Source organism: Streptomyces sp. NPDC107581, from assembly GCF_055657175.1.
In genome coordinates this window covers 102,699-128,274 of record NZ_JBVKBH010000004.1, presented here as the reverse complement: position 1 = coordinate 128,274, position 25,576 = coordinate 102,699, and the positions used below count along the sequence as shown (strand labels likewise).

24 protein-coding genes and 1 riboswitch are annotated in these 25,576 nt (G+C 71.5%); of the genes, 14 read left to right on the top strand and 10 right to left on the bottom strand.

The window, feature by feature from the left end:
- Window positions 1-26 precede the first annotated feature (26 nt).
- A complete protein-coding gene (locus ACZ7P3_RS10550; RefSeq protein ID WP_472080512.1) occupies window positions 27-1,496 on the bottom strand; it encodes a multicopper oxidase family protein in 1,470 nt (489 codons plus the stop codon).
- 317 nt (window positions 1,497-1,813) lie between these two features.
- On the opposite strand from ACZ7P3_RS10550, the gene ACZ7P3_RS10545 reads away from it, so the two are divergent.
- Window positions 1,814-2,611, top strand: a complete 798-nt coding sequence (locus ACZ7P3_RS10545) for a carbon-nitrogen family hydrolase (protein ID WP_472080511.1) — start codon at window positions 1,814-1,816, stop codon at window positions 2,609-2,611.
- Here the strand turns inward: ACZ7P3_RS10545 and ACZ7P3_RS10540 are convergent.
- A complete protein-coding gene (locus tag ACZ7P3_RS10540; protein WP_472080510.1) occupies window positions 2,583-3,836 on the bottom strand; it encodes an FUSC family protein in 1,254 nt (417 codons plus the stop codon). The genes ACZ7P3_RS10545 and ACZ7P3_RS10540 overlap by 29 nt on opposite strands.
- Before the next feature lie 342 nt (window positions 3,837-4,178).
- On the opposite strand from ACZ7P3_RS10540, the gene ACZ7P3_RS10535 reads away from it, so the two are divergent.
- A complete protein-coding gene (locus ACZ7P3_RS10535; protein ID WP_472080509.1) occupies window positions 4,179-4,619 on the top strand; it encodes a hypothetical protein in 441 nt (146 codons plus the stop codon).
- 22 nt (window positions 4,620-4,641) lie between these two features.
- Here ACZ7P3_RS10535 and ACZ7P3_RS10530 read toward each other — a convergent pair whose 3' ends face one another.
- The 3 genes from ACZ7P3_RS10530 to ACZ7P3_RS10520 form a co-directional block, all read right to left on the bottom strand.
- Window positions 4,642-5,487, bottom strand: coding sequence for a hypothetical protein (locus ACZ7P3_RS10530; RefSeq protein WP_472080508.1), 846 nt, complete (start codon window positions 5,485-5,487; stop codon window positions 4,642-4,644).
- A gap of 179 nt (window positions 5,488-5,666) precedes the next feature.
- Window positions 5,667-6,656, bottom strand: a complete 990-nt coding sequence (locus ACZ7P3_RS10525; RefSeq protein WP_472080507.1) for an NAD-dependent epimerase/dehydratase family protein — start codon at window positions 6,654-6,656, stop codon at window positions 5,667-5,669.
- An 83-nt stretch (window positions 6,657-6,739) separates the two neighbouring features.
- Entirely contained in the window at window positions 6,740-7,696 is a 957-nt protein-coding gene (locus tag ACZ7P3_RS10520) for an alpha/beta fold hydrolase (protein ID WP_472080506.1), read from the bottom strand.
- Window positions 7,697-7,817: 121 nt separating this feature from the next.
- Here ACZ7P3_RS10520 and ACZ7P3_RS10515 point away from each other — a divergent pair, with 121 nt between their 5' ends.
- Window positions 7,818-8,333, top strand: a complete 516-nt coding sequence (locus ACZ7P3_RS10515) for a MarR family winged helix-turn-helix transcriptional regulator (protein ID WP_472080505.1) — start codon at window positions 7,818-7,820, stop codon at window positions 8,331-8,333.
- A 287-nt stretch (window positions 8,334-8,620) separates the two neighbouring features.
- Window positions 8,621-9,781: a S1 family peptidase gene (locus ACZ7P3_RS10510; protein ID WP_472080504.1), complete on the top strand. Its 1,161-nt coding sequence runs from the start codon at window positions 8,621-8,623 to the stop codon at window positions 9,779-9,781.
- A gap of 348 nt (window positions 9,782-10,129) precedes the next feature.
- Here the strand turns inward: ACZ7P3_RS10510 and ACZ7P3_RS10505 are convergent, their stop codons facing one another.
- Entirely contained in the window at window positions 10,130-10,738 is a 609-nt protein-coding gene (locus ACZ7P3_RS10505) for a TetR/AcrR family transcriptional regulator (RefSeq protein ID WP_472080503.1), read from the bottom strand.
- A gap of 86 nt (window positions 10,739-10,824) precedes the next feature.
- Here ACZ7P3_RS10505 and ACZ7P3_RS10500 point away from each other — a divergent pair, with 86 nt between their 5' ends.
- The 4 genes from ACZ7P3_RS10500 to ACZ7P3_RS10485 all read left to right on the top strand — a co-directional run bounded on the left by ACZ7P3_RS10500 (window position 10,825) and on the right by ACZ7P3_RS10485 (window position 14,824).
- On the top strand, window positions 10,825-11,250 hold the full coding sequence (locus ACZ7P3_RS10500) for a nuclear transport factor 2 family protein (protein ID WP_472080502.1): 426 nt from the start codon (window positions 10,825-10,827) through the stop codon (window positions 11,248-11,250).
- Window positions 11,247-12,095 carry an NAD(P)H-binding protein gene (locus tag ACZ7P3_RS10495; RefSeq protein WP_472080501.1) on the top strand — a complete coding sequence of 283 codons (849 nt, stop codon included), beginning with the start codon at window positions 11,247-11,249 and terminating at the stop codon, window positions 12,093-12,095. Before ACZ7P3_RS10500 ends, ACZ7P3_RS10495 begins: the two co-directional genes overlap by 4 nt.
- Window positions 12,096-12,650: 555 nt before the next feature.
- Window positions 12,651-12,742: riboswitch (ZMP/ZTP riboswitch) on the top strand.
- Window positions 12,743-12,762: 20 nt separating this feature from the next.
- Window positions 12,763-13,545: a maleylpyruvate isomerase family mycothiol-dependent enzyme gene (locus ACZ7P3_RS10490; protein ID WP_472080500.1), complete on the top strand. Its 783-nt coding sequence runs from the start codon at window positions 12,763-12,765 to the stop codon at window positions 13,543-13,545.
- Window positions 13,546-13,717: 172 nt separating this feature from the next.
- On the top strand, window positions 13,718-14,824 hold the full coding sequence (locus ACZ7P3_RS10485; RefSeq protein ID WP_472081045.1) for a hypothetical protein: 1,107 nt from the start codon (window positions 13,718-13,720) through the stop codon (window positions 14,822-14,824).
- A 154-nt stretch (window positions 14,825-14,978) separates the two neighbouring features.
- On the opposite strand, the gene ACZ7P3_RS10480 is transcribed toward ACZ7P3_RS10485, so the two are convergent.
- Window positions 14,979-15,680 (bottom strand): response regulator, encoded by a 702-nt coding sequence (locus ACZ7P3_RS10480; protein WP_472080499.1) that lies wholly within the window; start codon window positions 15,678-15,680, stop codon window positions 14,979-14,981.
- A 347-nt stretch (window positions 15,681-16,027) separates the two neighbouring features.
- Between ACZ7P3_RS10480 and ACZ7P3_RS10475 the strand changes: the two genes are divergently transcribed.
- Window positions 16,028-16,933, top strand: a complete 906-nt coding sequence (locus ACZ7P3_RS10475) for a universal stress protein (protein WP_472080498.1) — start codon at window positions 16,028-16,030, stop codon at window positions 16,931-16,933.
- Window positions 16,934-17,156: 223 nt separating this feature from the next.
- Window positions 17,157-19,574: a phosphoketolase family protein gene (locus tag ACZ7P3_RS10470; protein ID WP_472080497.1), complete on the top strand. Its 2,418-nt coding sequence runs from the start codon at window positions 17,157-17,159 to the stop codon at window positions 19,572-19,574.
- Window positions 19,575-19,690: 116 nt separating this feature from the next.
- On the opposite strand, the gene ACZ7P3_RS10465 is transcribed toward ACZ7P3_RS10470, so the two are convergent.
- Window positions 19,691-20,032 (bottom strand): STAS domain-containing protein, encoded by a 342-nt coding sequence (locus tag ACZ7P3_RS10465; protein ID WP_472080495.1) that lies wholly within the window; start codon window positions 20,030-20,032, stop codon window positions 19,691-19,693.
- A 454-nt stretch (window positions 20,033-20,486) separates the two neighbouring features.
- Here ACZ7P3_RS10465 and ACZ7P3_RS10460 point away from each other — a divergent pair, with 454 nt between their 5' ends.
- Window positions 20,487-21,167 (top strand): helix-turn-helix domain-containing protein, encoded by a 681-nt coding sequence (locus ACZ7P3_RS10460; protein ID WP_472080494.1) that lies wholly within the window; start codon window positions 20,487-20,489, stop codon window positions 21,165-21,167.
- A gap of 133 nt (window positions 21,168-21,300) precedes the next feature.
- Entirely contained in the window at window positions 21,301-23,019 is a 1,719-nt protein-coding gene (locus ACZ7P3_RS10455; RefSeq protein ID WP_472081044.1) for a sensor histidine kinase, read from the top strand.
- A 37-nt stretch (window positions 23,020-23,056) separates the two neighbouring features.
- Here the strand turns inward: ACZ7P3_RS10455 and ACZ7P3_RS10450 are convergent, their stop codons facing one another.
- The gene (locus ACZ7P3_RS10450) at window positions 23,057-23,515 is read right to left on the bottom strand and encodes a Crp/Fnr family transcriptional regulator (RefSeq protein WP_472080492.1); all 459 of its coding nucleotides are present in this window, start codon (window positions 23,513-23,515) and stop codon (window positions 23,057-23,059) included.
- A gap of 186 nt (window positions 23,516-23,701) precedes the next feature.
- Here ACZ7P3_RS10450 and ACZ7P3_RS10445 point away from each other — a divergent pair, with 186 nt between their 5' ends.
- Window positions 23,702-24,340, top strand: a complete 639-nt coding sequence (locus ACZ7P3_RS10445) for an oxidoreductase C-terminal domain-containing protein (RefSeq protein WP_472080490.1) — start codon at window positions 23,702-23,704, stop codon at window positions 24,338-24,340.
- A 76-nt stretch (window positions 24,341-24,416) separates the two neighbouring features.
- The gene (locus tag ACZ7P3_RS10440; protein WP_472080489.1) at window positions 24,417-24,836 is read left to right on the top strand and encodes a response regulator transcription factor; all 420 of its coding nucleotides are present in this window, start codon (window positions 24,417-24,419) and stop codon (window positions 24,834-24,836) included.
- Window positions 24,837-24,866: 30 nt separating this feature from the next.
- On the opposite strand, the gene ACZ7P3_RS10435 is transcribed toward ACZ7P3_RS10440, so the two are convergent.
- A complete protein-coding gene (locus tag ACZ7P3_RS10435) occupies window positions 24,867-25,520 on the bottom strand; it encodes a response regulator (protein ID WP_472080488.1) in 654 nt (217 codons plus the stop codon).
- Window positions 25,521-25,576: the final 56 nt, after the last annotated feature.

Genomic DNA, 25,576 nt, shown 5'->3' with positions numbered 1-25,576 from the left:
CGCACGTCGTACGGTCGTTGTGGCGGTCACTTGTCGATCTGGAGTACCGCCATCATCCCCGCGTCCTCATGGTTGAGGATGTGGCAGTGCAGGACCGTCCTGCCCGGATAGTCGAGGAACCGGATGCGGATGACCATGTTTCCGCGGGGAGGGACGTCGACGGTGTCCTGCAAGCCGTAGTCGGTCTGCGGCTTGCCGTTGATGCTCATCACCTGGAAGTCGTTGGTGTGCACGTGGAACGAGTGGACCTCGTCGCTGTCGTTCTTGATCGTCCACTCTTCCACGGTGTTGAGCCGGGCCCGGAAGTCGACGCGGCTGTGGTCGAACTGCTTGTGGTTGATGTAGAAAAGCGTGCCCGCCTTGTTCTCCGTGAAGGTGACCGTCTTGCGTCCCGCGACGGTCTCCTTCGCGAGGTCGTCCACCGGGGCGAAGTCCGTGGGCAAGGTCGCGGGCCGCGTGGGCCGGCCGTCGGACCGGACCGTCGCCAGTGTCGCCCGGGGGAACTGGTTCCCGGCCTTGCCCGTGTCGTACGGCAGGGTCTGCAGCTCCGACGCGCCGGCCTGCGGACCCTGGACGAGCACGTCGTAGCGGGCACCGGCCGGAATGACCAGGGAGTCGACGGAGTAGACCTTGTTCACCGGGTAGCCGTCCTGGGCGATGACGTGGAACTTGGTGCCCGGCAGCGCCACTTTGTAGAAGATGTTGGCGCCGATGTTCGCCAGGTGCCACAGCTGGGTCTCGCCGGGCCTGATCCGGATCCGCGGGTCGAGCTGCCCGTTGACGGTGCGTGTCGTGGGTGCACCCATCTTGAGATCCGTGGTCTTGATCTGGTCGCCGACGAGTTGGAAGTCCTTGAGCGCGACGACGTGCTCCGTGATCCCCCGGAGCGGCGCGGGCAGATATGCGTCGAGGCCGTCCACCACGATCAGGCCGGCCATGCCGCCGGCGGTCTGGGCGGCGGAGAGCGTGTGCGGGTGCGGGTGGTACCAGTACGTCCCAGGCTCCAGGCTCTTGGGGAAGCGGTACGCGTAGGTGAACGTCTTCCCCGGCTCGATCTTGAGGAAAATGTTGTCCGAATTCCCGACGGGAGAGACGTGCATACCGTGCACGTGCAGATTCGTCTGCTTGTCGAGCTTGTTCTCGAAGGAGATCTCCATCCGGTCCCCGGGCCGCAGTCGCAACGTGGGCGGCATGTACATCCCGTTGTACGTCAAGGCCCACAGATCCCGGCCTGCCAGGCGCACCTTCTTGCGTTCGACCACGATCCTGGTCCTGAGCAGCCCGTTCCTGCTCACGATCTGCGGGGGGTCGCGCAGATCCTCCGTTGCCCGCGCGGTGAGGGCCGGGGACGGGGACACGGTCGACGGGGCGATGGCCGGTCCTTCCGGACGGCCCAGTGCGCTGGTCCCGGTGTGCCCGCTGCACCCCGTCGCCAGGGCGAGCGCGCTGAGGCCGGAACCGATGACGGTCCGGGTCCGATGGGCGGATGCGGACAAAACTGATCCCCATGCACGGTAGACGTGAAGGCCGGGCGGCCGTGGCCGCCATCATGCATCGACATACCGGGTGAAATCGGCTGCGACCCGAAGATATGCAGGGGCGTCACCTTGATGGCGGAGGTGGGAGCTGTCCTCGGACGGGACGCCCGATCGGGGCTGCCCTCGCACACGCCGCGCCATTGGGGCTGCCCTCGGACAGGTCGCGCCATTGGGGGCTGCCCTCGGGCAGGACGTGCGCGATGGGCATGGGGCTCCCTACGCTCGTAGGACAGGTTCCCTTGGACCGCGCAGTGGCGGTCCCGGAGGTGACGGCCATGCGTGCCTCGCTGATCCAGCTGTCCGTGGACGCGTCGGACTCCGCCGAGGAGCGTCGGCGCAGGGCGGCTTCGCTGGTCCGCGGCCGGTCGGGCGACGATCTGGTGGTCCTGCCGGAACTGTGGACGGCCGGCGCCTGGTCCTACGACCGCTGGGACCAGGACGCCGAAGGCGTCGACGGTCCCACCGCCGAGGTCATGTCCGCCGCTGCCCGTGAGGCGGGGGTATGGCTCCACGCCGGATCGATCGTCGAGCGGGACGAGGACGGGACCCTGTACAACACCGCTCTCCTCTTCGACCGGGCCGGCGAGCTGCGCGGTCGCTACCGCAAGATCCACCGATACGGCTTCGACAGCGGTGAGGCGACCCTGATGGGAGGCGGCCGTGACATCGTCACTGTGCCCACCGAACTCGGTGTGATCGGCCTCGCCGTCTGCTACGACCTTCGCTTTCCCGAACTCTTCCGGGGCCTGCTCAACGCGGGGGCCGAGCTGATCGTGGTGCCGGCCGCTTGGCCTGCGGCCCGGCTGAGCCACTGGCAGCTCCTCACCCGCACGAGAGCCCTGGAGGAACAGGTCTTCCTCCTGGCCTGTTGCGCGACGGGCACGCATGGCGGGATGCAGCAGGGCGGACACAGCACGGTCATCGACCCCTGGGGGACCGTACTGGGCGAGGCCCGCACCGCGCAGGAGACGGTGACGGTGGACTTCGAGATGACGGAAGTCGCCCGGATCCGCTCGGAACTCCCGGTCCTGCGCGACCGCGTCCTCAGCGTCGAGGCTCCCGGGGGAGGGTGAGGCTTCCGGCGGTTCTGGTCGTCGAGCCGTCGTGCCGAGCCGAGGCCGGGGCAGGCTCCGTGGTCACGTGACTCGGCGTGCTCTTGCGGTCCAGGTCGGCCAGGAGCCGTTCCATGTCGGTCATGAGCGAGCCGTAGACATGCCATGCGCCCGGCTTGGACAGAGTGCCGTGGCCGATCAGGTCGGTCATGGTGCTGTGCCAGGCCAGCGCCCGGTCGGTCGCTTCGCGCAGTTGCTCGCGGGGGGTCACCTCCGAAGAGGCGGTCGTGGCGTGTGTTCCTGCGAATTCCTGAACGGCTTCCCCGGCCAGGTGGAGGGTTTCGGCGTACCGGGTGAGGAACTGGTGCCCCAGGTGGTGGTCGGCATGGTGGTCATGGGCGTTGTCGGCCAGGGTCCGGGCGATTCCGCGGACCCCGAGGGAGACCCCGCGCAGAGCCTTGAACGCTTCCCCGTGGCTCAACTCCTTGCGGCGCCCGTACACCACGCACCGTGTGTTCCAGCGCAGGCTCTCGTCGGCGTTCCGCACCTGTTCCTCCGCCCGTGCCAGGCGCTGCTCCAGGCTGCGTGCCCGGTGCAGCCAGCTGTGGGCCTTGGACGTGAGCTGCCGCTGGGCGAGGCCGGCGCCCATGTCGCGCAACAGCGTTCCCATGGCGTGAGCGAGGTCGCGGACCGCGGAATCGGATTCGTCCAGATAGAGCGGCGGCAGGACGAGCGCGTTGACGGCGATGCCCACGACGGCGCCGGTCAGCGTCTGCAGTACGGGAGACACCAGGCCGGACATGGGATCGCTTGCGGTGGCCGTCAGGGCGATGACCGCGGTGGAGGCGATCTGGAGACGGCCATCGGTGCCGCGGCGAGGGCCTGCCAGGACCGCGATGAGTGCGATGACGGCCACGGCGGCGGCGGTCGGCCCCAGCAGACGGACGGTTCCGAGAGCGAGGAGCAGCCCGGCCACTTTCGCGCCGACGCTGCGTGCCGCCGTTGTCACGGATCGGTACACCGTGGAGGCGTTGACCATGAGGAAGGCGGTGGCGACGGCGAGGTAGGGCCGGCCCTCGGGGGACCAGGGGGCCGCGATGCCCCAGGTGAGGAGGGCCGCGGCCACGGTCTTGGCGCCGTGCACCACGCGCCCGGTCCGCTTGGTGCCCAGCCGGTCGGCCGGCCGCCGTGCCGGCCCCGCCGTGGTGGGCGGAGTGGATCCCGACGGGATGGTTGAATCTTGCACGACTTCGAGAATGGCATTTTTCGCCCCGGTTCACCGCGTCGGGTGGCGTGAACTCCGACACGGCGCCCCGGCCTGCTGTCGCCGATCGCGCGGTGAGTGGGCTGCGGGCGATTGTGCGGGGTCGGCGAGAGCGTCGAGCGTCGTCCGCGCGTGGCGGGGACATCGTCGGAGGGTGCTCGCGTGGTCGCGTCCGCAGTTGTTCCGCCGCATTCGGGTGATTCGTTTCACGCATGTAGTTTATTGTTCAACTAGGCTATGGGTGCGTAGCTTGAGGGGCGCTGAACGCTCGGCTGGTTACACCGTTCGCAATCGCAGACGGGTGCCGGGCAAGGAGGAATGATCATGAAGAAGTTCATGCGTCACATGGCGACCCTGGGCGCTTCCGCCGCACTCGTCGGAGGCGCTCTCTTCGCCGTCGGCGGCACCGCGGCCGCGGCCACCCCGCAGATGAACGGGCACATCCCCGCCCGGACGACCGTGGCCGAAGAGGCGAAGGCCGCCACCGCCCATGCCGGACACCCCGGCCGTGACGACATCCGCCACGACTACCGCTTCCACCACCGCATCGACGGCAGGGACCACCGCGGATACGGAAGCGACCACCCCGCTCGGTCCTACGCCGGCGAGCGACGCACCGGCAGTGGCCGTGTCGACACCTGGATCGCGGACCAATGGACGACGTTCGGCCCCTGGATCGCAGACCAGTTGGCGGCGTCCGACCCCTGGATCGGGGACCAGTTGACGCTGTTCCAGGCACCCGGGTCAACCGTCGGTGCGTCCTGACCGGCTCACTTCCTCGCTCCGGCTACCTCGTTCCACGAGGGCGGGACTCGTAGTGCACGCTGTGGAAACGTCCGGCCTCCTCATGACCGGCCGGATCGCCGCCCAGTGACCGTACCGCCTCGATCGCGTACTGCCGTTCCCGTTCGTCGGTGAAGAGCCGCTGGGGGTAGGTGCGGGAAGCGTCGACGGTGGTGTGCAGGCCGTGCGCGGCCAGCGTCCGCTCGATCGGGTCGTACGACACGGTGCGCAGCACGAACGTGCTGACCCACACCGGTCGTCGGGCGCAGTTCAGCAGTGCCTCGAAGGTCCGAGCCGTGAGGTAGCTGCCGCCGCCGGTGAGCGTGACGAGGCCGACGTCGGCAAGCGCCCGGGCCAGCCGGGGGCCGGGCGCTCCCCGCTCCAGGTCGTCGGTGAAGGCGGCGTCGAGGAGTCCCACTGCCAGCGCGTAGTGCACGGCGTGTGCGGCGATGTCCAGGCCGATCACCGGCAGCGCGTCCGGGCGGCGCCGTTCGGCGTAGAACTCCTTGTCCCATGCCGTGAGTTCCACCGTCGACATGGCGGAGGCGGTTCGAGAGGTGTACCGCTCGTACATCTGCGCCAGTGTCACGTCGTGGTTGAGCAGGGCGGCGTTGATCCCGTAGGAACAGCACAGGTCCAGCACCGCCGGTCTGTCCGGACGGCCGTCGTCGAGCGCGGCACGTTCGGCGGCCACCTGCCGGAAGACCGGCTGCGCCTGGTGCGGGATCTCGTAGTCGAGAGGAGCCAGCCGTCTGAAGTAGGCGCGCGGGTCCGACCGGTCGTAGATGTCGTCGAACCGCGCCTTGCCGCCTGCCACGCCCTCGGAATCGCCCGAGCCCGACCCGGCCATGCCGCACTCCTCCTCACAGGACACCCTTGTCCCTCCATCATGTCCGGACCTCTCCGTTTCGGGATGTCGACACCAGCGGCGCACGGGTGTACTCGGGCACCGGGCATACCGGACCCTGGACGGTGCTCGACCTCCGACGGTGCTCGACCACTCCGATCGGTTGCGGGACCGGTGACGGCTCAGTCGATTGCGGGACCGGTAACGGCTCCATCGCTTGCGGGACCGGTGACGGTTCGACCGATCGGGCGGGCGGAATCCTCTCCCCCGGAGGTGGGCCGGGCGGCACGCCAGGCCCGGTAGTGGGACGCGATGGAATCGGTGGGGGAGGCATGGCGTGGGGTCCAGCCCAGCAGGCGTCGGGCCTTGGCGCTGGTGACGAGTTCGTCCTGGTCGGCGGCCATGTGCAGCATCCCGCCGGCCTCCGCGCCCGCAAGCTCGATGTCACTGTGGAAGCCGGCGGCGCGTACGGCGGCGTCCTGTACGTCGACGGCGCGCAGCCGCTGTTCGTCCGCGGCGACGAAGACCTCGCCGTCGACGGCGGCGGGGCGGTCGAGGATGCGGACGTACAGCTCGGCGAGGTCGTCGACGTGGACCCAGCTCCATCGCTTGGCGGTGTCACCGTAGAAGACGGGACGTCCCTCCTCCGCCGCGGCGAACCACTGGCCCATCATCGAGGTGGTGGCGGGTCCTCCGTACAGGAAGCCGGGGCGTACGACGGTGTGGTGCAGACCCGTGGCGGCGAGTTCCCTCTCCAGCTGGAAGCGGAAGCCGAGGGGGCTGTGCGGGTCTCCGGGGGTGTTCTCGTCCATCAGGGCATGACCGGTGCGGCCGTAGGAGGAGATGCCGGTGGTGAACACCAGGTGCCGTCGGCGGCCGTCGCTCTCCCGGGCGGCCAGCAGCTCGGCGAACAGGTGCTGGTCGGCGCGGTAGGGGTCGCTCATCTCCATGAGGAGGTGGACGACGGCATCGACGCCGTCGAGATGGCCGCGCCAGCTGTCGGGCTCGGCGAAGTCCCCCCGCACGGGCGTGACGTCCGCCCGGGTCAGGGCACGGGCGGCGGCGGAGGCGGTGTCGCGGGTCAGGCCGAGGACGGTGTGTCCCGCACGGGACAGGGCCGGCGAGACATGGGAGCCGGCGTAGCCGGTGGCGCCGGTCACGAGGATCTTCATGGTGGTACTCCTGCGGGGTGGGCACGGGCACGGGCACCGGCGGCGCCGGGCCGAGGGGGAGACGGGTGCGGCCGTGAGCCGGGTCAGCCGGCGGTGGCGGCCCTGTCGCCGAGGGGCCTGTCGCCGGGAGGTCTGTCGGTGGCGGAGCCGTTCTCGAAGAACCGGGCGAGCCGCCGGGCCAGCCAGATCGGATTGTCGGACGCGATGGTGTGGGCGGCGCCGGGCACGATGTCGGCGCTCACGTCGGCGGCCGCCCGGCGGGCTCCGTCCAGCAGGACGTGCTGCGGCAGGCCGTGCTCGCCGTTGAGGACCAGTACGGGCACGGTGACCTTCGGGGCGGCGCGTGCGATGCGGCCGTCCTCGGCCAGGGTGGCGTAGTGCTCGAAGCCGCCGCGCATGCCGTCCGGGGCGCGGTAGGAGTCCAGGAGTTCGGCGTGGTCGGCGGCGGTGAGGCCGCCGGCGCTCATCAACGACCAGAAGGGGCCGAGGTATTGCTCCTCCTTGCCGGCGGTGAGCAGGGTGGCGAGTTCGACCTGGGCGTGGAAGCCGAAGTGCCATGAGCCGCCCGTCGCGGGATTCATGTGTTCCTCGAGGCCGAAGCCGGGCAGGAACGCCTCGGTCAGGACCAGCCGCCGTATCCGTCCGGGGTGGGTCTGGGCGTAGGCGTGGGCGACCATCGTGCCGATGTCGGTGCCGACGACCTGCACGTGCCGGAGTCCGAGGAACTCGGCGAGCCGGTGGAGGTCCTCGGCCTCCACGCGCTTGGTGTACCGGCCCGGCGGTTTCCCGGAGTTGCCCGATCCGCGCAGGTCGGGCGCGATCACGGTGAAACCGTGGGCCGCCAGGGGTGCCAGGAGCGGTCGCCATTCGATCCAGGTGAACGGCCAGCCGTGGATCAGCAGTACGGCCGGGCCCCGGCCGCCGATCACATAGTGCAGGCGTACTCCGTTGACGACGGCGTACTGGTGCGTGAAGCCCTCCGGACCGGCGGGGGTGCCGGGGGCGGGCGGGGTCGGCGGCCGCTGGGCGGCGGTGGTCATGAGGCCTCCGGGTGTGGGTGGAGACGACGATGGGTGCTTGCCTGGGCAAGGAAATGCTTGCCTGGGCAAGTAGTACTCGCATTTGCTTGCCTCGTCAAATAAAGTCGGACAGGATGGATGCGTGAACGACAGCCCCACCGCGCGCGAAGGCCCCGCCCTCACTCCGGACGAGATGCTGCTCTGGCAGTCCCTGGGCCGCCTCGTCCACGCCCTGCCTCGGGTGCTGGAGGACGACATGAGCAGGGCGACCGGGATGTCGATGACGGAGTTCGCCGTCCTGCTCACGCTCAGCCGGACGCCGGAGCGCCGCATGCGGATGTCGGAACTGGCCGCCGCGACCGGACTGAGCCCCTCCCGCATCACGCGCGTCGTCCAGGCCCTGAGCGCCCAGGGGCTGACCGCCAAGGAGCGGCACGGAGTCGACGGCCGCGGAAACGACACCCTGCTCACCGCTGCCGGTGCCGATCGCGTCGCCGCCGCGCAGGGCGCACATGTCGCCATCGCGCGGAGCCGGGTCCTCGACCACATCCCCGAGGGCCTGGTCCCGCAGCTGGCCGACACCCTCCGCACCCTCACCGATCTCTCCCTCGGTGCAAGTGCCGGACCCGCGACCGGCGACTCGTCGGGGTCCGTCTGACCTGTCGTCGGATCGACCGGCTGCTCGGGAGCCCATGACCGGGTGACCGTGAGGGGTTGAGGGGCGGGGGATTGAGGGGGCGAGGGCAGGGGGCCGGGCCGGCGTCGGCGGTGGAGGCCGGTCGTGGGGGTGGGGTGGCACGAGACCCTTGGCGGGTTCACATGGGGCCCCTATTGGCATGGACCTGACTTGCGAGGGCGGCTAGGCTCTGCCCCGCACGGATGAGAGCGCTCTCATGTCTCGGCTGTTCCACCCCCACTCAGCTGGAACGACGAAGGGCAACTTCCATGAGACGCAGGAGACTTCTGCACACCGGCCTGGCCGCACTGCTGACGCTCGGCGGTCTGACCGCCGCCGGCACGCTCCCCGCATCGGCGAGCGACTCCGCCGCCCCCACGGCTCCCGCACCCGCCTCCGACGGACTCCTCTCCGCCATGCAGCACGACTTCGGCCTGACGAAGGCTCAGGCCGAGGCGCGTCTCAAGGCCGAGCGGGCGGCCACGGAACTCGACCCCAAGGCCCGCAAGGCCGCCGGGGACGCGTACGGCGGCTCCTGGTTCGACGCGAAGAGCGGGCGGCTGACCGTGGCCGTCACCCCGGGCGCCTCCGCGGCCACCCGCCAGGCGCTCCGGGCCGCCGGTGCCACGGTCCGCACCGTCCGGCACAGCGCCCGCGAGCTCGATGCGGCCAAGGCACACATCGACCGGCTCTCCGCACCCGCGGGCGTGAGCAGCTGGCATGTCGATCCGGCGGTCGGCGCGATCGTCGTCGACGTGGTCCGGGGCAAGGCCGGCGACAACGATGTCCAGCGGTTCCTGGCCGCTGCCCGCCGGGCGGGCCAGGTCACCGTCGAGACGGTCGCGAAGGCGCCGGCCACCCTCGCCGCGGGCACGGTCGGCGGCGACCCCTACTACACGGGCAACGTCCGCTGCTCCATCGGCTTCTCGGTGTACGGCGGGTTCGTCACCGCCGGGCACTGCGGCGGGCCGTACGCCGCCGTGTACGGCTGGGACGGCTCCTACGTGGGCGATTTCCAGGGATCCTCGTTCCCGGGCGACGACTACGCCTGGGTGAGCGTGGGCAGCGGCTGGTGGACGGTGCCGGTCGTGCTCGGCTGGGGCACGGTGTCCGACCAGCTGGTGCGGGGCTCGGCCGTCGCACCCCCCGGCTCCTCCGTCTGCCGGTCGGGATCGACCTCGCACTGGCACTGCGGCACGGTGGAGGCTCTCGACGAGACCGTCAACTACAGTCAGGGCGCGGTGTACGAGCTGACGAAGACCAGCGTCTGTGCCGAACCCGGCGACTCCGGCGGCTCCTTCATCAGCGGCGACCAGGCGCAAGGTGTCACCTCCGGCGGCTGGGGCGACTGCACCGGTGGCGGCGAGACCTGGTTCCAGCCGGTCAACGAGATCCTCGACCGCTACGGCCTGACCCTGCAGACCGCCTGACCGTCCGACCGCTCGAAGGGGGTTCCGCCGGCCGACGGCAGGGCGGAACCCCCTCGCGCAAGGGCGGCGATCCGTGCACGGGGACCGCCGCGCGCGGTGGTCGGTGCCGTTGTTCGTGAACGGCGCGTCCAGGGCGCCGTTCGCGGTGGACATGCCGTCGATGCCGAAGACCGTGCCGCTGTTCGTGCCGAGGGTGCGGCCGAAGTCCGGCTCCAGGGTCGAGGTCGGCCGTCCAGCGGGCGGTCGGGAAGCCGCTGATGTGTGCAGCCGAGCGGCCCCCGTGGGGAGGGGTACGGCGGTCCGGCCGGCGGCGACGGGTCAGGGCGCGCGCTCGTCCCCGCTCTCCGATCAGCCCTCGGCGACCCCTTCCTGCGGTGCGGGCGGGCCCAGAACCCTCCTGGTGAAGTCCGCCAGTTGTGCCCGCATCCGTTCGCGCGGCACGCGCTCACGTTCCGCCAGGTACTCGACGAGGTCGGCCCGGGTGGCGGCGAGCAGCGCATGGGCGGTGAAGCCGCTGTCGGCCGAGCCGGGGAGCTGCTCCAGCACGGCTCGGAGCAGCTCGTGCCACCTCTCGTAGTGCTCCGCCTGGTAAGGGCTGCTGCTCCCGCCCTCCTCCAGGGCGAGCGCGAGACGGCGGTTGTCGAGCTTGAAGCACAGGACGGCGTCGAGGAGAGCGGGTACGCGCTGATGCGCTGGGGTGGCGGGCCCCAGGGGCGGGGGGCCGGCCGCGATGGCCTCTCTGATCGGTTCGAGACGCGCCTCGTACAGCGCACGCAGCAGCCCGGCGCGATCGCCGAAGGCGCGGAAGAGCGTTCCCTTGCCGACGCCGGCCGCGGCCGCGACATCGGCCATGGTGACGTCGTCGGGGCTCTCGCGGCGGGCGAACAGGGCGTCGGCGGCCGCGAGGACGGCCTCCCGGTTACGGGCAGCGTCCCTGCGGGGCTTGCGCTCGGTCATGTGGTTCCTTCGTTTGCAAAGCGGACCCCGGGTCCGTATCGTCAAAGCGGACCCTTGGTCCGGATATTACGAGATGGAGGACACCCATGTCCGCACCGACCTCCCCCGAGGATCTGTACCGCCACAGCCTGCGACTTCTCCTGGACAAGAACATTCCCGCGTGGGTCGCCCTGTGGGCCGATGACGGCGTCATGGAGTTCCCCTTCGCCCCCCAGGGCCGGCCCGGGCGCCTGGAGGGCAAGGAGGCCATCGCCGCTTACATGCGCCCCTACCCCGACCACATCGATCTGCACGACTTCCCCGACCTGCGGATCCACCGGACCACCGATCCGGAGACCATCGTGGTCGAGATGCGCGGCGTCGGCCGCCTGGTGAAGACCGACAGCCCCTTCGACATGACCTACATCGCCGTCGTGACCGTCCACGACGGGCACATCACCTCCTACCGCGACTACTGGAATCCCCTCGCCGTCCTCGAGTCCGGCACCGACTTCGCCGGGAGCAGCCGATGACCAGCACCGGCACCACTCTGGTCATCGGCGCCACCGGCACCACCGGCAGCCGCACCACCGCGCGGCTGACGGCGGCCGGCCACCGCGTCAGAGCCGCCGGCCGGCACGCCACCCCGGTCCCCGGCGCGGAGGCGGTGCGCTTCGACTGGCACGACCCCGCCACCCACGCCGCCGCCCTCGACGGGGTCGACCGCGTCTACCTCGTCCCGCCCCTCGGCGACTTCGACCCGGCGCCGATCATGCTGCCCTTCCTCCGGCAGGCCCGCGCCGCAGGCGCGCACCGCGCAGTGCTCCTCAGCTCCTCGGCGGTTCCCGCGGGCGGCCCGGCGGTGGGCAAGGTGCACCAGGCCCTGCCAGGTCTGTTCGACCAGTGGGCGGTGCTGCGCCCCTCCTGGTTCATGCAGAACTTCACCGGCGAGCACGCGCACGCCCGGGACATCCGCGAGGACGGCACCATCCGGACCGCCACCGGGACCGGCCGGGTCGGCTTCGTCGACGCCGACGACATCGCCGCCGTCGCCGCCCACGCCCTGACCGATGACTGCGCCCCCGACACCGATCTCGTCCTCACGGGACCGGAGGCACTCAGTTACGACGACATCGCCGCCATCGTCACGGAGGTCACCGGCCGGCCTGTCGTCCACCGCGGTCTGTCCTTCGAGGGCATGCGCGACCGCCTCACGGCGCTGATGCCGCCCGAGTTCGCCGCCATGCTGGCCGGCATGGACCGTGCCATCGCCGAAGGGGCCGAGGACCGGATCACCGACACCGTCCAGCGCCTCACCGGTCGGCCTGCGCACACCTTCCGCACCGTCCTTGAAAGAGAGATGCGACGCAGCGGCTGAGGTGACCGGAGGGTCGGCAGGTCTGGTACGAGCCCCTGCGCAATCGCTGCGCGGCCGTCCCTGGTGGCTCGGCGTTCCATGGCGGCTCGGCGTTCCATGGTGGCGCGGCCGTCCACGGTGGTACGGCCGTCCACGGTGGTACGGCCGTCCGCGGGGGCTCGGACGTCGGCCGGGGGCTCGGTCCTCGGTGAAGCCGTCGTAACCCGCCACGCGCTTCCGGGAACGGCGCAGCAGATCCCGGTCGGCACAGGCATGATGTCCCTGCTGCGGGCGTTCAACGCGCCCCGCCTGCGGGCCGGTTCACCGCCCTGGCCCTCGGCGCGACCGCCTGCGGCGGCGGCCCTGTCTCGGCCGGCGGTGGCGGGCGGGATGCCGGGGACCGGACTCGGCGAGCTCTTGGACCCGCCGCGGCGTCGGTGGATCCGGTTCGGACAGGACGGGCCCTTCCCCGGCCCGGTCGCGAGGGTGGAAGTCGCCGCGCAGCAAGGCCCGTGAGCGAAGGGGTCCTTGAGGTGCAGCCTGCAGCCTGTCGGCGGCGGTTGCCATCTCTTAGGGTGGCCGAGGGCCGTGACTGGCGTCGAGGGTGGACCACCACCGGGGAGCGGCTCGGCCGTCATGGGTCCGTGCCGCGCGCCTGGGCGATTCACCGCGAGGCTCAGGAGTGCGCATGACCAGTCCCGCCGCGATGAGTAGGGCAGGCATCCATGACCTGATCGACGACGTCGTCCGCTCGGGCAACCGGCTCACCCGGGCCGCAGCGGGCCGGACCGACGATGGACTGCGAGCCCCCTCACGGCTGGAGCACTGGACACGGGGCCATGTGCTGGCCCATGTGGCCCACAGCGCCGACGCCTACGTGTGGCTGCTGCGCCTGGCCCGTACGGGCGCCGAGCCGGGGCCGCGCAGGGACGCGGCGGCCCTGGCCCGGGCGGTCGAGGAGACCGCCGGGCTGCCCGCCGCCGACCTGGTCGCCGAAGTGCGTTGCCGCCTGGCGCGGTTCGTGTCGGAGGCCCGGGACATGCCTGCGACCGCCTGGGAGAGCATGGTCACCGCCCTGGCAGGCTGGCGGCACCCCGCCTGGTACACCCTGCGACGGTGTCTGCGTGAACTGGAGACGCACCACCTGGACCTGGACCTCGGCTATCGCACCGCGGACTGGCCGGCCGCGTACGTCTGCTGGGCACTCGATGACACGCTCGCCGCACTCAAGGCCCAGGGCTTCGCCGTTTCCTCGGTCGAAGCGGTCGATCTCGGACGGTCCTGGGAGGTCTGCCCGGGCGGTCCGGCGATCGCCGGCCCCGGCCACGCACTGCTCGGCTGGCTCAGCGGCCGGACGTCCGCCGCCGGGCTGGTGTCCGACCGGCCGACGTCAACTCTGCCGCGTCGGCCGGCCTGGCCGCAGCCGCCGTCCCCGGGCTGGGGCCGCGCCGGCGAAGACGGCGTCACCTGAAGCGGGCCGCACTCACCGCCGCCCTTTTCCGGACCAAGCCGCGTGGCTTCCTCAGGGACGGCGGCTGGCATTCGCCCACGCTGAGTTGACCGTCCATGACGGATGAGAAAACACGTTGGCGGGCTGCCGCCGAGCTGCGACGATGCAGCTGTTTCCCATACGGAGGGGGCTTTTGTTCGTTTTCGTTTGTGTGCGGTGCGATGCCGGGCTGACCGTCCCCTTGTCCCAGGTCTCCCTTCCGGCCCACGCCCGTCAGAAGTACGGGAATGGGGTCCAGCTTCCGGTGCTCATGGAGTCAGGGACGTTTGCAGTGGACCCGGACCCCTGGAGAGGGCCGTGGCGGATGTGGGACGAGATTGATCCGGGCGAGGCGGAGGCGCGCGGCATCTACGCGCCGGTCTACGCCCTGTCCGACAGCACGCCCGGGGCGATCGTCATCGCGCCCGGCGATATCCGCGGAACCCGGCTCATGCCCGAGAAGCGCGGCGGTGCCTGCTGTGGCCTCGACGGGGCCGACGGGCCCAACATGGCCTGCGAAGCGTGCGACCTGCCCGTGGCGACCAGGGTCGACGATTGCTCGCTCTGGCAGGCAGTGCGGCTCAGCTCGGACGCCGTGCGCCGCGTACTCGTCGACGGTGTCCACGCTGCGCCGTTCTCCTGGGCGGAGCTGGCAGAGAGGGGGGAGAGCACGCCCCCCTTCGAGCCGATTGCCTCATGGGGAGGACGGTTTGGGCCGAGCCACTACTGGTCGTGGAGTCCGCAATGGGAGGCGGCAGCCGGCCAGGCTCTCGCCCACCTGCTGGTGGCCTCCGAAGGACAGCCGGTAAAGGTCCCCAACGGTCTCACCGCGGACGTGTTCCAACGCGCGCTCGACACCCTGCTGCCCGCTGGCCTGCCGACGCGGCGCGCCGTCCTGGCTGGACCAGGAGAACCCTCCCCCGACGCGGGCGTTGGCATCCTCCTCGTACCGGTCCATCCCCGGACGGGTCAGACTTGGGCCCCCGCCGGCCCGGCTGCATCGGCATACCCGGTGCCCCTGCCGCTGGGGGTGTGGCTGTGGCTGGTCTCTCCCCAGCCGTACTTGCCGGTTCCCGCGTCGGGCGGCATACCGCAAGACGTCCTCCGCGACGACCCGCTCCCGCCGCGCCCCAACTACCTGTTCCGGGCCGACCGGGGAACGTTCCAGCACACCTTGGTCCGGCTACCGGCCGTTCGCGCCCCGTGGATGCGCGCGATCCTCGAGAAACTCACGCAGGACGGATCGGCCGACATCTTCTAGTCGACTGGCAATCGAACGGCGCCGACTCTCGTACCTCCCGAAGTGTCGAACATGCGCAGCGTCCACCGACTAGACCAAGCGGGGGATGCGCACCCGCCCGGCATGTCCTCCCTTGGTCCGGTCGACGACTCCGTACAGGCCTCCGCGGCAGCCCTCAGCGCGCGGGGCTCTCCTCGGAGGCGTGCTGTTCGAGGTGGGAGGCGAGGACCGCGGCCTGGACCCGGCGCTGCACCCCCAGCTTGGCCAGCAGCCGTGAGATGTGGTTCTTGACGGTCTTCTCGGACAGGTACAGCTTGTTGCCGATCTCACGATTGGTCAGGCCGTCGCCGATCAGGGCGAGGATGTCCCGTTCGCGCGGTGACAGGCCCGCCAGTTCGGGCGGTAGTGAGGGCGCCGCGGCAGGGTCGGCCCGCAGGGACCGCATGAGGCGGGCCGTCGTCGCGGGGTCCAGCATCGACTGGCCCGAGGCGACGGTGCGGACCGCCGACACCAGGTCGGACCCCTTGATCTGCTTCAGGACGTACCCGGACGCCCCGGCCATGATCGCGTCCAGCAGAGCGTCCTCGTCGTCGAACGAGGTCAGCATCAGACATGCCAGATCCGGCATCCGGCTGCGCAGTTCCCGGCAGACCGAGATGCCGTTCCCGTCGGGCAGCCGGACGTCGAGGACGGCGACGTCCGGGCGCAGCGCGGGGCCGCGGGCCAGAGCGTGCTCGGCGGTGCCCGCCTCGCCGACCACGGAGATGTCCGGTTCGGCGTCCAGCAGGTCGGTCAGTCCGCGGCGCACGACCTCGTGGTCGTCCAGCAGGAACACGCGGATCGGGTTCTGCTCCGTGAAGATGCGTGTCGCGGTCATGACGACCTCTCGTTCCCGGCAGGGACAGGCTCCGGGCTGTCCACGACGCTGATCATCACCCGTCGGCGCCGTGCGCACTAGGGCCGACCGGCCCTACTCACCCCATGGTCGCGGCGCGCGAGAGCGAACTCCAGCCGTCGGACGCGGGCTGCCCGCGCGACGCTCTCCCGACCAGGAACCGCGCGGCCCCGGGGCCCGGGCGCGTCCGCACGGACGATGATCGCGGGCGGGCCGCTGCCCGCGCACACCCGGGTCGGTCGGTCCCGGACGGGGACGAACGGCCCCTGCTCCCGTCGGCGCCGGACCAGCACGTTGGAAGTGGGTTCCCGACCCGGGAGGTGGAGTCCATGACCCGGACCGTCACCGTAGGCTTCGACGGCTCGTCCCAGAGCCGGGCCGCCGCCGAATGGGCGGCCCGTGAGGCCCGGCTGCGGGGCCTGCCGCTGAAGATCGTCCATGTGTGGGAGCCGGTGCCCGGGCCGATGGCCCAGGCCCCGCTGCCGGGCCCGGAGACCCTCCGGCACTGGACCGACCCGGATCCGGGCGAGTCCACCGAAGGCATCCGGCTGCGCCACCCCGGTGTCGAGGTCGTCACCGTGGAGCGCACGGGGAATCCGGCCGACGTACTGTGCCGGGCGGCGAACGCGGCCGAACTGCTGGTGCTCGGATCGCGGTGCCTCGGCGGGATCGGCGGGTTCGTGGTCGGCTCGGTCGGCCTGTCCGTCGTCGCCCACGCCGGACAACCGGTGGTGCTGGTCAGGGCGGACGAGCAGGCCGCGGACGAGCACGTGATGGATCGTTCCGGTGTGCCCTCGGCCGCGACGCCCTTCCGGCCCGTCGTCCTCGGCCTCGACACCGGCGATGCCGACGACACGCTGCTGGAGTTCGCCTTCGACGCCGCTGAGCGTCGCAGCGCGGCGCTGCGCGTCGTACACGGCTGGACGGAGCCGACCACTTCCTTCCACCGCTGCCCCGGTGACGCCGAACTCGCCGGCTCGCTCGCACGGAGACAGGCCGCCGTCCTGAGCGAGGTGCTGCGCAGATGGCGGCAGAAGTTCCCCGGTGTCGACGTGATCGAGGCGAGCCGGTGCGGCAGTGCGGCGCAGATCCTCGTGAGCGCCTCCTGTGACGCGTCCCTGGCCGTCGTCGGCCGGCGCGTCCGCTCCAGCCCGCTCGGCGCCCACATCGGCCATGTCACCCACGCCGCACTGCATCACGTCAACGCCCCGGTCGCGGTGGTCGCCCACGGCTGACTCGGCCCGCTCCGGACTCCCGCAATGCCGCTGCGGACTCCGGCCCGGCTGCTCCGGACTCCCGCCAGGCCGCTTCGGACTCCGGCCAGGCCGGCCGTGTCCGCCGGGGGCGAACCACGCGGCATGCCCGGGGTCGCGATGAGGGAACTTTCCCGACATTCATCGCAAACTTGCCAACGACCGACGACGTTGCCACCCATCGCCGACGACTTCCGGAGTCCCCATGTCCCACCCGGCCCACCCGGCCCACCCGGCCCACCCGGTCCATCCGGTCCACCCGGACGCCACCGCGCTCACCGACGAGGAACTGCGCACCCTGGACGCGCACTGGCGCGCCGCCAACTACCTCGCGGCCGGCCAGATCTACCTCATGGCCAACCCGCTGCTGAGCGAGCCCCTGAAGCCCGCGCACATCAAGCCCCGGCTGCTCGGCCACTGGGGCACCTCGCCCGGCCTGAACCTCGTGTACACCCACCTCAACCGGGTCATCAAGGCGCGCGGGCTCGACGCGTTGTGCGTCTGGGGTCCCGGGCACGGCGGTCCGTCGGTGCTCGCCAACTCCTGGCTGGAGGGGAGCTACAGCGAGACCTACCCGGACGTGTCACGGGACGCGCCCGGCATGGAGCGCCTGTTCCGGCAGTTCTCCTTCCCCGGCGGGGTGCCCAGCCACGTGGCCCCCGAGACCCCGGGCTCGATCCACGAGGGCGGCGAACTCGGCTACTCGCTCGCGCATGCCTACGGCGCCGCCCTCGACCACCCCGATCTCCTGGTGGCCTGTGTCATCGGCGACGGCGAGGCGGAGACGGGTCCGCTGGCCGCCTCCTGGCACTCCAACAAGTTCCTCGACCCGGTGCACGACGGGGCCGTGCTGCCGATCCTGCACCTCAACGGCTACAAGATCGCCAACCCGACCGTCCTGGCCCGGCTCCCCGAGTCCGAACTCGACGCGCTGCTGCGCGGCTACGGCCACGAACCGCTCCACGTCTGCGGCGACGACCCGGCCATGGTGCACCGTGCCCTGGCCGCAGCCTTCGACGAGGCACTGGACAGCATCGCCCGGCTGCAGCACCGTGCACGCCAGGAGGGTGCCGAAGGGCGCGTGCACTGGCCCGTGATCGTGCTGCGCACACCCAAGGGCTGGACCGGCCCCGCCGAGGTCGACGGCGTACCGGTCGCGGGCACCTGGCGCGCCCACCAGGTGCCGCTGGCCGGAGTCCGGGAAAATCCGGCGCATCTGCGGCAGTTGGAGGAGTGGCTGCGCTCCTACCGGCCCGAGGAGCTGTTCGGCACCGACGGACGGCCGAGCCCGGACGTCCTGGCCTGCGTCCCCGAGGGAACGCAGCGGCTCGGCGCGACCCCGTACGCCAACGGCGGCCTCCTCGTCCGCGAGCTGCCCCTGCCGGCCCTCGACGGCATCGCCGTACCCGTCGACAAACCCGGCGCGAGCCTGCACGAGCCCACCCGGGTCCTGGGCACCCTGCTCGAACAGGTCATGCGGAACACCGCGGAGCGTCGGGACTTCCGTCTCGTCGGCCCGGACGAGACCGCCTCGAACCGGCTCCAGGCCGTCTTCGACGCCAGCGGAAAGGCCTGGCAGGCCGAGACGCTCCCCGTCGACGAACACCTGGACCGGCACGGCCGGGTGATGGAGATCCTCTCCGAGCACCTCTGCCAGGGCTGGCTGGAGGGCTATCTGCTGACCGGCCGGCACGGACTGTTCTCCTGCTACGAGGCGTTCGTGCACATCGTCGACTCCATGGCCAACCAGCACATCAAGTGGCTGAAGACATCGAGGGAGCTGCCCTGGCGCGCGCCCGTCGCCTCCCTGAACTACCTGCTCACCTCGCACGTGTGGCGCCAGGACCACAACGGCTTCTCGCACCAGGACCCCGGCTTCGTCGACCACGTCCTCAACAAGAGCCCCGAGGTCGTGCGCGTCTTCCTCCCGCCGGACACCAACACCCTCCTCTCCATCGCCGATCACGCCCTGCGCAGCCGCGACCACGTCAATGTGATCGTCGCCGGCAAGCAGCCCTGCTTCGACTGGCTCTCCCTGGAGCAGGCCGACGCCCACTGCGCCCGCGGCGCCGGGATCTGGGACTGGGCCGGCACCGAGAACGGCGGCGAACCGGACGTCGTCCTGGCCTGCGCGGGTGACGTACCCACACAGGAGGTGCTGGCCGCGGCGCAGCTGCTGCGCCGCCACCTGCCCGAGCTGGCGGTGCGCGTGGTCAACGTGGTGGACATGACCCGGCTGATGCCGCACGAGGACCATCCGCACGGGATGAGCGACTTCGAGTACGACGGACTGTTCCCCGCCGACAAGCCGGTGATCTTCGCCTACCACGGCTACCCGTGGCTGATCCACCGCCTCGCCTACCGCCGCACCGGACACGCGAACCTGCACGTGCGCGGCTACAAGGAGTCCGGCACCACGACCACGCCGTTCGACATGGTCGTGCGCAACGACCTGGACCGCTATCGGCTCGTCATGGACGTGATCGACCGTGTCCCGGGCCTCGCCGTGGCCGCGGCCACCGTACGCCAGGCCATGGCCGACGCCCGCACCCGCCACCATGCCTGGATCCGCGCACACGGCACCGACCTGCCGGAGGTCGCCGAGTGGAGCTGGAGCGGCTGAACCCGGCTTCCGGACAGGGACCCTGCTCCGGGGCTGGGACCCGGTTCTCCTCAGGGGCCCGGGCCCCTGGGCAGGAGGCCCGGCTCCGGGGTGGACTTGCCGGCTCCCGGGCGGGGCTATGGCAGCCGTGCCTGTACGTCGAAGACGCCCCACAGGCCGGTGGTGCGCAGCAGCCGCAGGAAGTCCACGCTGTCGGCCACCAGCCGCAGCCGGCCCCGCCGGGCGAGTGTCCGGTTCCGTGTCCGGCACAGGACGCCCAGCCCGGCGCAGTCGATGAAGACGACCTGCCGCAGGTCGAGTACCAGGTCGTGCTGCGGCTGGGCGGTGAGCGCGTCGAGCCGATCCACCAGTGTCTCTGCGGCCAGCAGATCGATCTCCCCGTGCAGGGCCACGACCGTTGCGCCCTCGGCCGCGGGGTCCGCAGGGTACAGATCCACGCGCGTGTGGTTCTCGGACATGGCACGATCAAAGCGGGGCCTCGGGGGCGCGCGGAAGGGCCGATCGGCCCAGGACCGAGGCCGCCAGGGCAACATCTGAGCGCGATTACCCACCGATGAGCGCCGTCCGGTCGGCCGCGAGGGCCGAACGGCCCGAGCGATGCCTCTCGCGCACCGCACAGGATGAACGTACGAGACGGTCCCGCACCATGCCGGAGGCCGGCCGCCGACGTCGGCGCGTGTAGCCGTCGCCCGCGGCCCGACGGGAGAGGCCTGAGCGAACATGACCGAACAGATGCCATCGGGCATGACGGAACGGACGCCGCCGAGCATGACGGAACCGACGCCGTCGAGCACGACCGAACGGACGTCGTCCAGCAAAGCGACGCCGGCTCCGTCGGGCGCGGCGGCGCGGGCTGCACCCGGCGCGACGACGCGGAAGCCGTCGCCTGTGACGGGGCGGACCGGGCCGAACGTGGCGACGCACGTGCTCGCGGATGTGGCGGTGGAGACCCCCCTGGGTGACCTGGGCCGCCGGATCGCCGCCCGGCGGGCGAAACTCGGCCTGACGCGGCGGGAGACGGCCGTGCGCGCCGGGATGGCGGACGGCTACCTCGCCTACCTGGAGGAACATCCCGGTGCCGCGCCGGGCACGGCCGCACTGATCAAACTGGCCCAGGCGCTGGAGACCACCGTCACCGAACTCACCGGCGGCGCCGTCGAGCTGCCTCCGGGAACCTGGGCCGGGCACGCGGGACACGCACCGGAGTTCACGAGGCTGCGCCCCGGCGAGTGCAGAGCCCTGCTGGCGACGCACGGGGTGGGGCGGCTCGCCGTCACCACGGCCTCCGGTCCGGTGATCGTGCCCGTCAACTACAGCGTCCTGGACGGCGCGATCGTCTTCCGGACCGCACACGGTGCGACGCCCTCCCTGGCCGCCGGCACCCATGTGGCGTTCGAGGTCGACTGCATCGACGACGCGTTCAGCCAGGGCTGGAGCGTCCTGGTCCGCGGACCCGCACGCGAGGTCACGGACCCCGAGGAGCAGCTCCGGCTGAGGGAGCGTGCGCACACCGGGCCCTGGGCAGGGGGCGTCCGCGAGGTGTGGGTGCGCATCGATCCCTTCGCCGTCACCGGCCGGCGCATCACCGTGTGAGGCGGGGACGCCGGGGGCGTACGGCGCTGACCGGATTCCGTGCCGGGTCCTGCCGGGGGCGGATACCGTGGGAAGGACTTGACCGGTCCGGGTCCACCCGTCCAGGGGACCTGGAGGAACGTGGTGGTGAATCCTGACGAGCCCCGACGAGCCGCGCCTACGACTGCCGCAGCTGAAACTCGATGAGCTGCTGGAGGAGCTGCAGGCCCGGATCGACGCGGCCCGGGGCACCCAGGACCGGGTGCACAGCCTGCTGGAGGCGGTGCTCGCCGTCGGCCGGGAGCTGGACCTGGAGCAGGTGCTGCACTCCATCGTGGACGCGGCCGCGGTGCTCGTGGACGCCGAGTACGCCGCGCTGGGCGTCATCGGGCCGGACGGCACACGGCTGTCGGCGTTCCACACGGTCGGCGTCACCGGGGAGGAGATCGCCGGGATCGGCCCCTTTCCGGAAGGCCACGGCATCCTCGGTGAGCTGATCCGTCACCCGGAGCCGCTCCGGCTCGCGAAGATCTCAGAGCACCCGGCCTCGTACGGCTTCCCGCCGAACCACCCGCCGATGAACAGCTTCCTGGGTGTCCCGATCCGGATCCGCGACCAGGTCTTCGGGAACCTGTACCTGACCGAGAAGCGCGGCGGCGCGAACTTCGACGAGGAGGACGAGTCGGTGCTGTCCACGCTGGCCGTGGCGGCCGGTGTGGCGATCGACAACGCACGCCTGTACGAGGACTCGCGGCTGCGCGAGCGCTGGCTGCGGGCGAACGCGGAGATCACGCACAGCCTGATGTCCGGCAGTGAACGCTCCGAAGCCCTGGGCCTGATCGCCGAACGTGCCCGGGAGAACACGAGTTCGGCCCTGGCGGCGGTCGCGATGCCCATGGCGGAGACCGCCTCGCTCAGCGTGGAGATCGCCGTCGGAGTGGACGCCGAGGCGCACCGGGGGCTGGTGCTGCCCCTGCACGACAGCCTGATGGGGCTGGCGTACTCCCGTGTGGCCCCGGTCGTGAGCGACGACGTCACCCACGACGAACGGATCTCCCCGGAACCCCCGCGCTTCGGCGGACTGGGCCCCGCCGTCGCCGTACCCATCGGCGCGGGGGAGGGCGGCCCCCGGGGTGTGGTCCTGCTGGCCCGCGAGATCGGCCGGCCGGTGTTCTCGGAGAAGGAGACCGAGATGGTGCGGGGCTTCGCCGCGCAGGCCGCGATCGCGATGGAGCTGGCCGAACGCCGGCAGGACGCCGAGCAGATCGCGGTGCTCCAGGACCGGGACCGGATCGCCCGTGACCTGCACGACCTGGCGATTCAGCGGCTCTTCGCCACCGGGATGACGCTGCAGAGCGGGGTCCGCTTCATCGAGCACCCGGAGGCCGCCGAGCGGGTGCTGCGGGCCGTCGACGACCTGGACGAGACCATCAAGATCATCAGGTCGACGATCTTCGGGCTGCGGGCCCGCGAGGGCGCCGCCGGGAGCGGTCTGCGGGCCAGGGTGGTCCGTGTCGCCGGGGAGGCGGCACCGGTGCTGGGCTTCGCACCCAGTGTGCGTATGGAGGGCCTGGTGGACACGGACGTGCCGCGCGAGATCGCCGACCACGTGGCCGCCGTCCTCTCCGAGGCCCTCACCAACGTAGCCCGGCACGCCCACGCCGACCGCGCCCAGGTGGTGCTCACGACCGACGGTCACGAGGTGTCCCTCACCGTCCGGGACAACGGCGTGGGCATCCGGCCCGGTGGCCGTCGCAGCGGTCTGCGCAACATGGCCGAGCGGGCGGAACAGCTGGGCGGCCGCCTCGACGTGTCCGGCCCGGAAGGCGGCGGCGCGCTGCTGGAGTGGCGGGTCCCGTTGCCGGAGAAGTAGGGAACACAGCGGCTCTCCCGTGCTCAGGACCGGCTGGTCAGGTCGGCCCGCCGCTGCCGTAGGGGGCGTACAGGTCGAGCAGTCTGACCCGGGAGGCGTGCAGCCGCTGGGCGACCACGCGCCCGACCCAGACCGCGATCGTCCGGCCGAACTCGGGGTCGTCGGCGCACATCGCCCGGACCGCGTCGGCGTCGAACTCCCAGGCCCGCACCGGACTCGTCGCCTCCGCGCCCAGGTGCCAGAGGTACGGAGGGAAGTGCCAGGACCAGCCGATCAGTTCTCCGTGACCGAGCGATTCGATGACGGCCGGGCGGCGGCCGGGCACATGCAGGTCGAGGGCGACGCTCCCGGTGCGCACGATCCAGAAACGGTCGGCGCGCCGCCCCTCCTCGAACAGGCGGGTGCCGGTCTCGAAGGAGACCTCGCGGGCGACGCGTATCAGCTGTTCACGGTGCTCGGCGGGGAGTGCCGCCTTCATGGTGGTGGCGGAGGTCATCGCACCGGCTCCCTTCGTGGTGTCCGATCCCAGCGTGGGCCTGCGGGGGTCCCGGCACCACGGGCCGCCCGGACCCGCTCCGGGGACCTTTCGGCCCCGCCCGAGGCGGATCCGGGTCACGACGGAACCAGATGCATCGCTCGTCCATATAGACGGACAATATAGATGAGTGATGCAACTGAAAGTGTGGGTGAGACACCCGAAGAGGGTCCCCGCCTGCGCTGCGGGGTGGCGGTACGCCGGCTGCACGGCACCGGCGGGCGGGTGACCGCGGTGGAACTCGGTGACGGCACCACGCTGCCGGCCGAGGTCGTCTTCCTCGGCCTCGGCTGCACGCCCGCGACTGGCTGGCTGGCAGGGTCGGGGGTGCGCCTGGAGGACGGGGTGGTGTGCGACGCGCAGTGCCGGGCCGCCCTCGGTGTCTACGCCGCCGGTGACGTCGCCTCCTGGCACAACCCGCACTTCGGCACCCGTATGCGACTGGAGCACCGGACGAACGCGGCCGAACAGGCCATGGCCGCGGCCGGCAACCTGCTCGGCGACGCCACCCCGTTCGCTCCCGTGCCCTACTTCTGGACGGACCAGTACGACACCAGGATCCAGGCCTACGGCGTCTTCCCGCCCGGCGCGGAGCTGCGGATCGCCGACGGTGCCCCGTCGGAAGGCCGCTTCGCCGCCGTCTACGGCCACCACGGGCGGGTGGTCGGCGCACTCGGCTGGAACGCCCCGCGCCAAGTACGCGCGCTGCGCGGCCTGGTCGTCGAACGTACGCCGTGGACGGCCGTCACGGCCGGGACCGCGCTCCGCCCGGCAGCCGTGAACTGATCCCCCCTGCTGACGTACCGCGATATGGCGGTCAGCTGCAATGTCCGTCCGCGTCACCGTGTGCGACGCTGATCCAGTGGTGCGCTGCCTCATCGTCGATGACTGCCTCCACTTCCTGGCCGCCGCCCGCTGCCTGCTGGAGCGGGAGGGCGTCAGTGTGGTGGGGGTCGCGTCAACAGGTGCCGAAGCGGCCGAGCGGGTCGCGGAGCTACGGCCGGACGTCGTCCTGGTGGACATCGAACTCGGGGCGGAGAACGGCATCGAACTCGCGCACCGTCTCCATCGGGACGCCACCGCCGAGCCGCCCCGGACCATCCTGATCTCCGCGCGCGCGGAGCTGGAGTGCGCGCACCTGGTCGCGGCGGCCTCGGCGGTCGGGTTCCTGTCCAAGAACTGCCTGTCCGCCGCGGCGATCCGCACCCTGCTCGACGACGGATGCGGCAGCCGGACAGGCGAAGGCCGAGAACCGCCCGCACCGCCGGAGCACGATCGGTAGGCCCGGGGCCAGGGGGCGCGCAGAGAGGGATCAGGGGGCCTGCAGATAGGTCAGGACAGCTCGTACGCGGCGGTGGTCGTCGTCGGTCTCGGACAGGCCCAGCTTGCCGAGGATGCTGTGCACGTGCTTCTCGACGGTGCCCTCGGTGACCCACAGCCGGCGTGCGATACCGACGTTGGACCTGCCCTCCGCCATCAGGGCCAGGACTTCGCGCTCGCGCTCGCTCAGCACGTCGAGCGGATCCTCGCGCCGTCGCACGGACACCAGTTCCTCGATCAGCGCGGGGTCCACGACGGATCCCCCCTTGGCGATCCTCCGGACCGCCTCCAGGAACTCGTCCATGTCGGCGATCCGGCTCTTGAGCAGGTACCCGATCCGCCGACCGCCCGCCAACAGCTCCATGGCGTGCTCGACCTCGACGTGCGCGGACAGCACCAGGATGCCTACGTCGGGCAGCTCATGACGGATGACACGGGCCGCCTCCAGCCCCTCCGTGGTGTTGGTCGGCGGCATGCGGATGTCGACCACGACCAGGTCGGGCACGGTCTCCCTGGCGAGCTGCAGCAGCGCGTTGCCGTCCCCGACCTGCCCCACGACGGCCACCTCGGACCGCTCGAGCAGGCTGGCCAGGCCCTGGCGCAGCAGGACGTCGTCCTCTGCCAGAACCACCCGCAACTGCGTCATACCGCGCCTTCCGCCGTCCCTAGCGGCATGGTCGGCAGGCCAGCCGGCCCATGGCG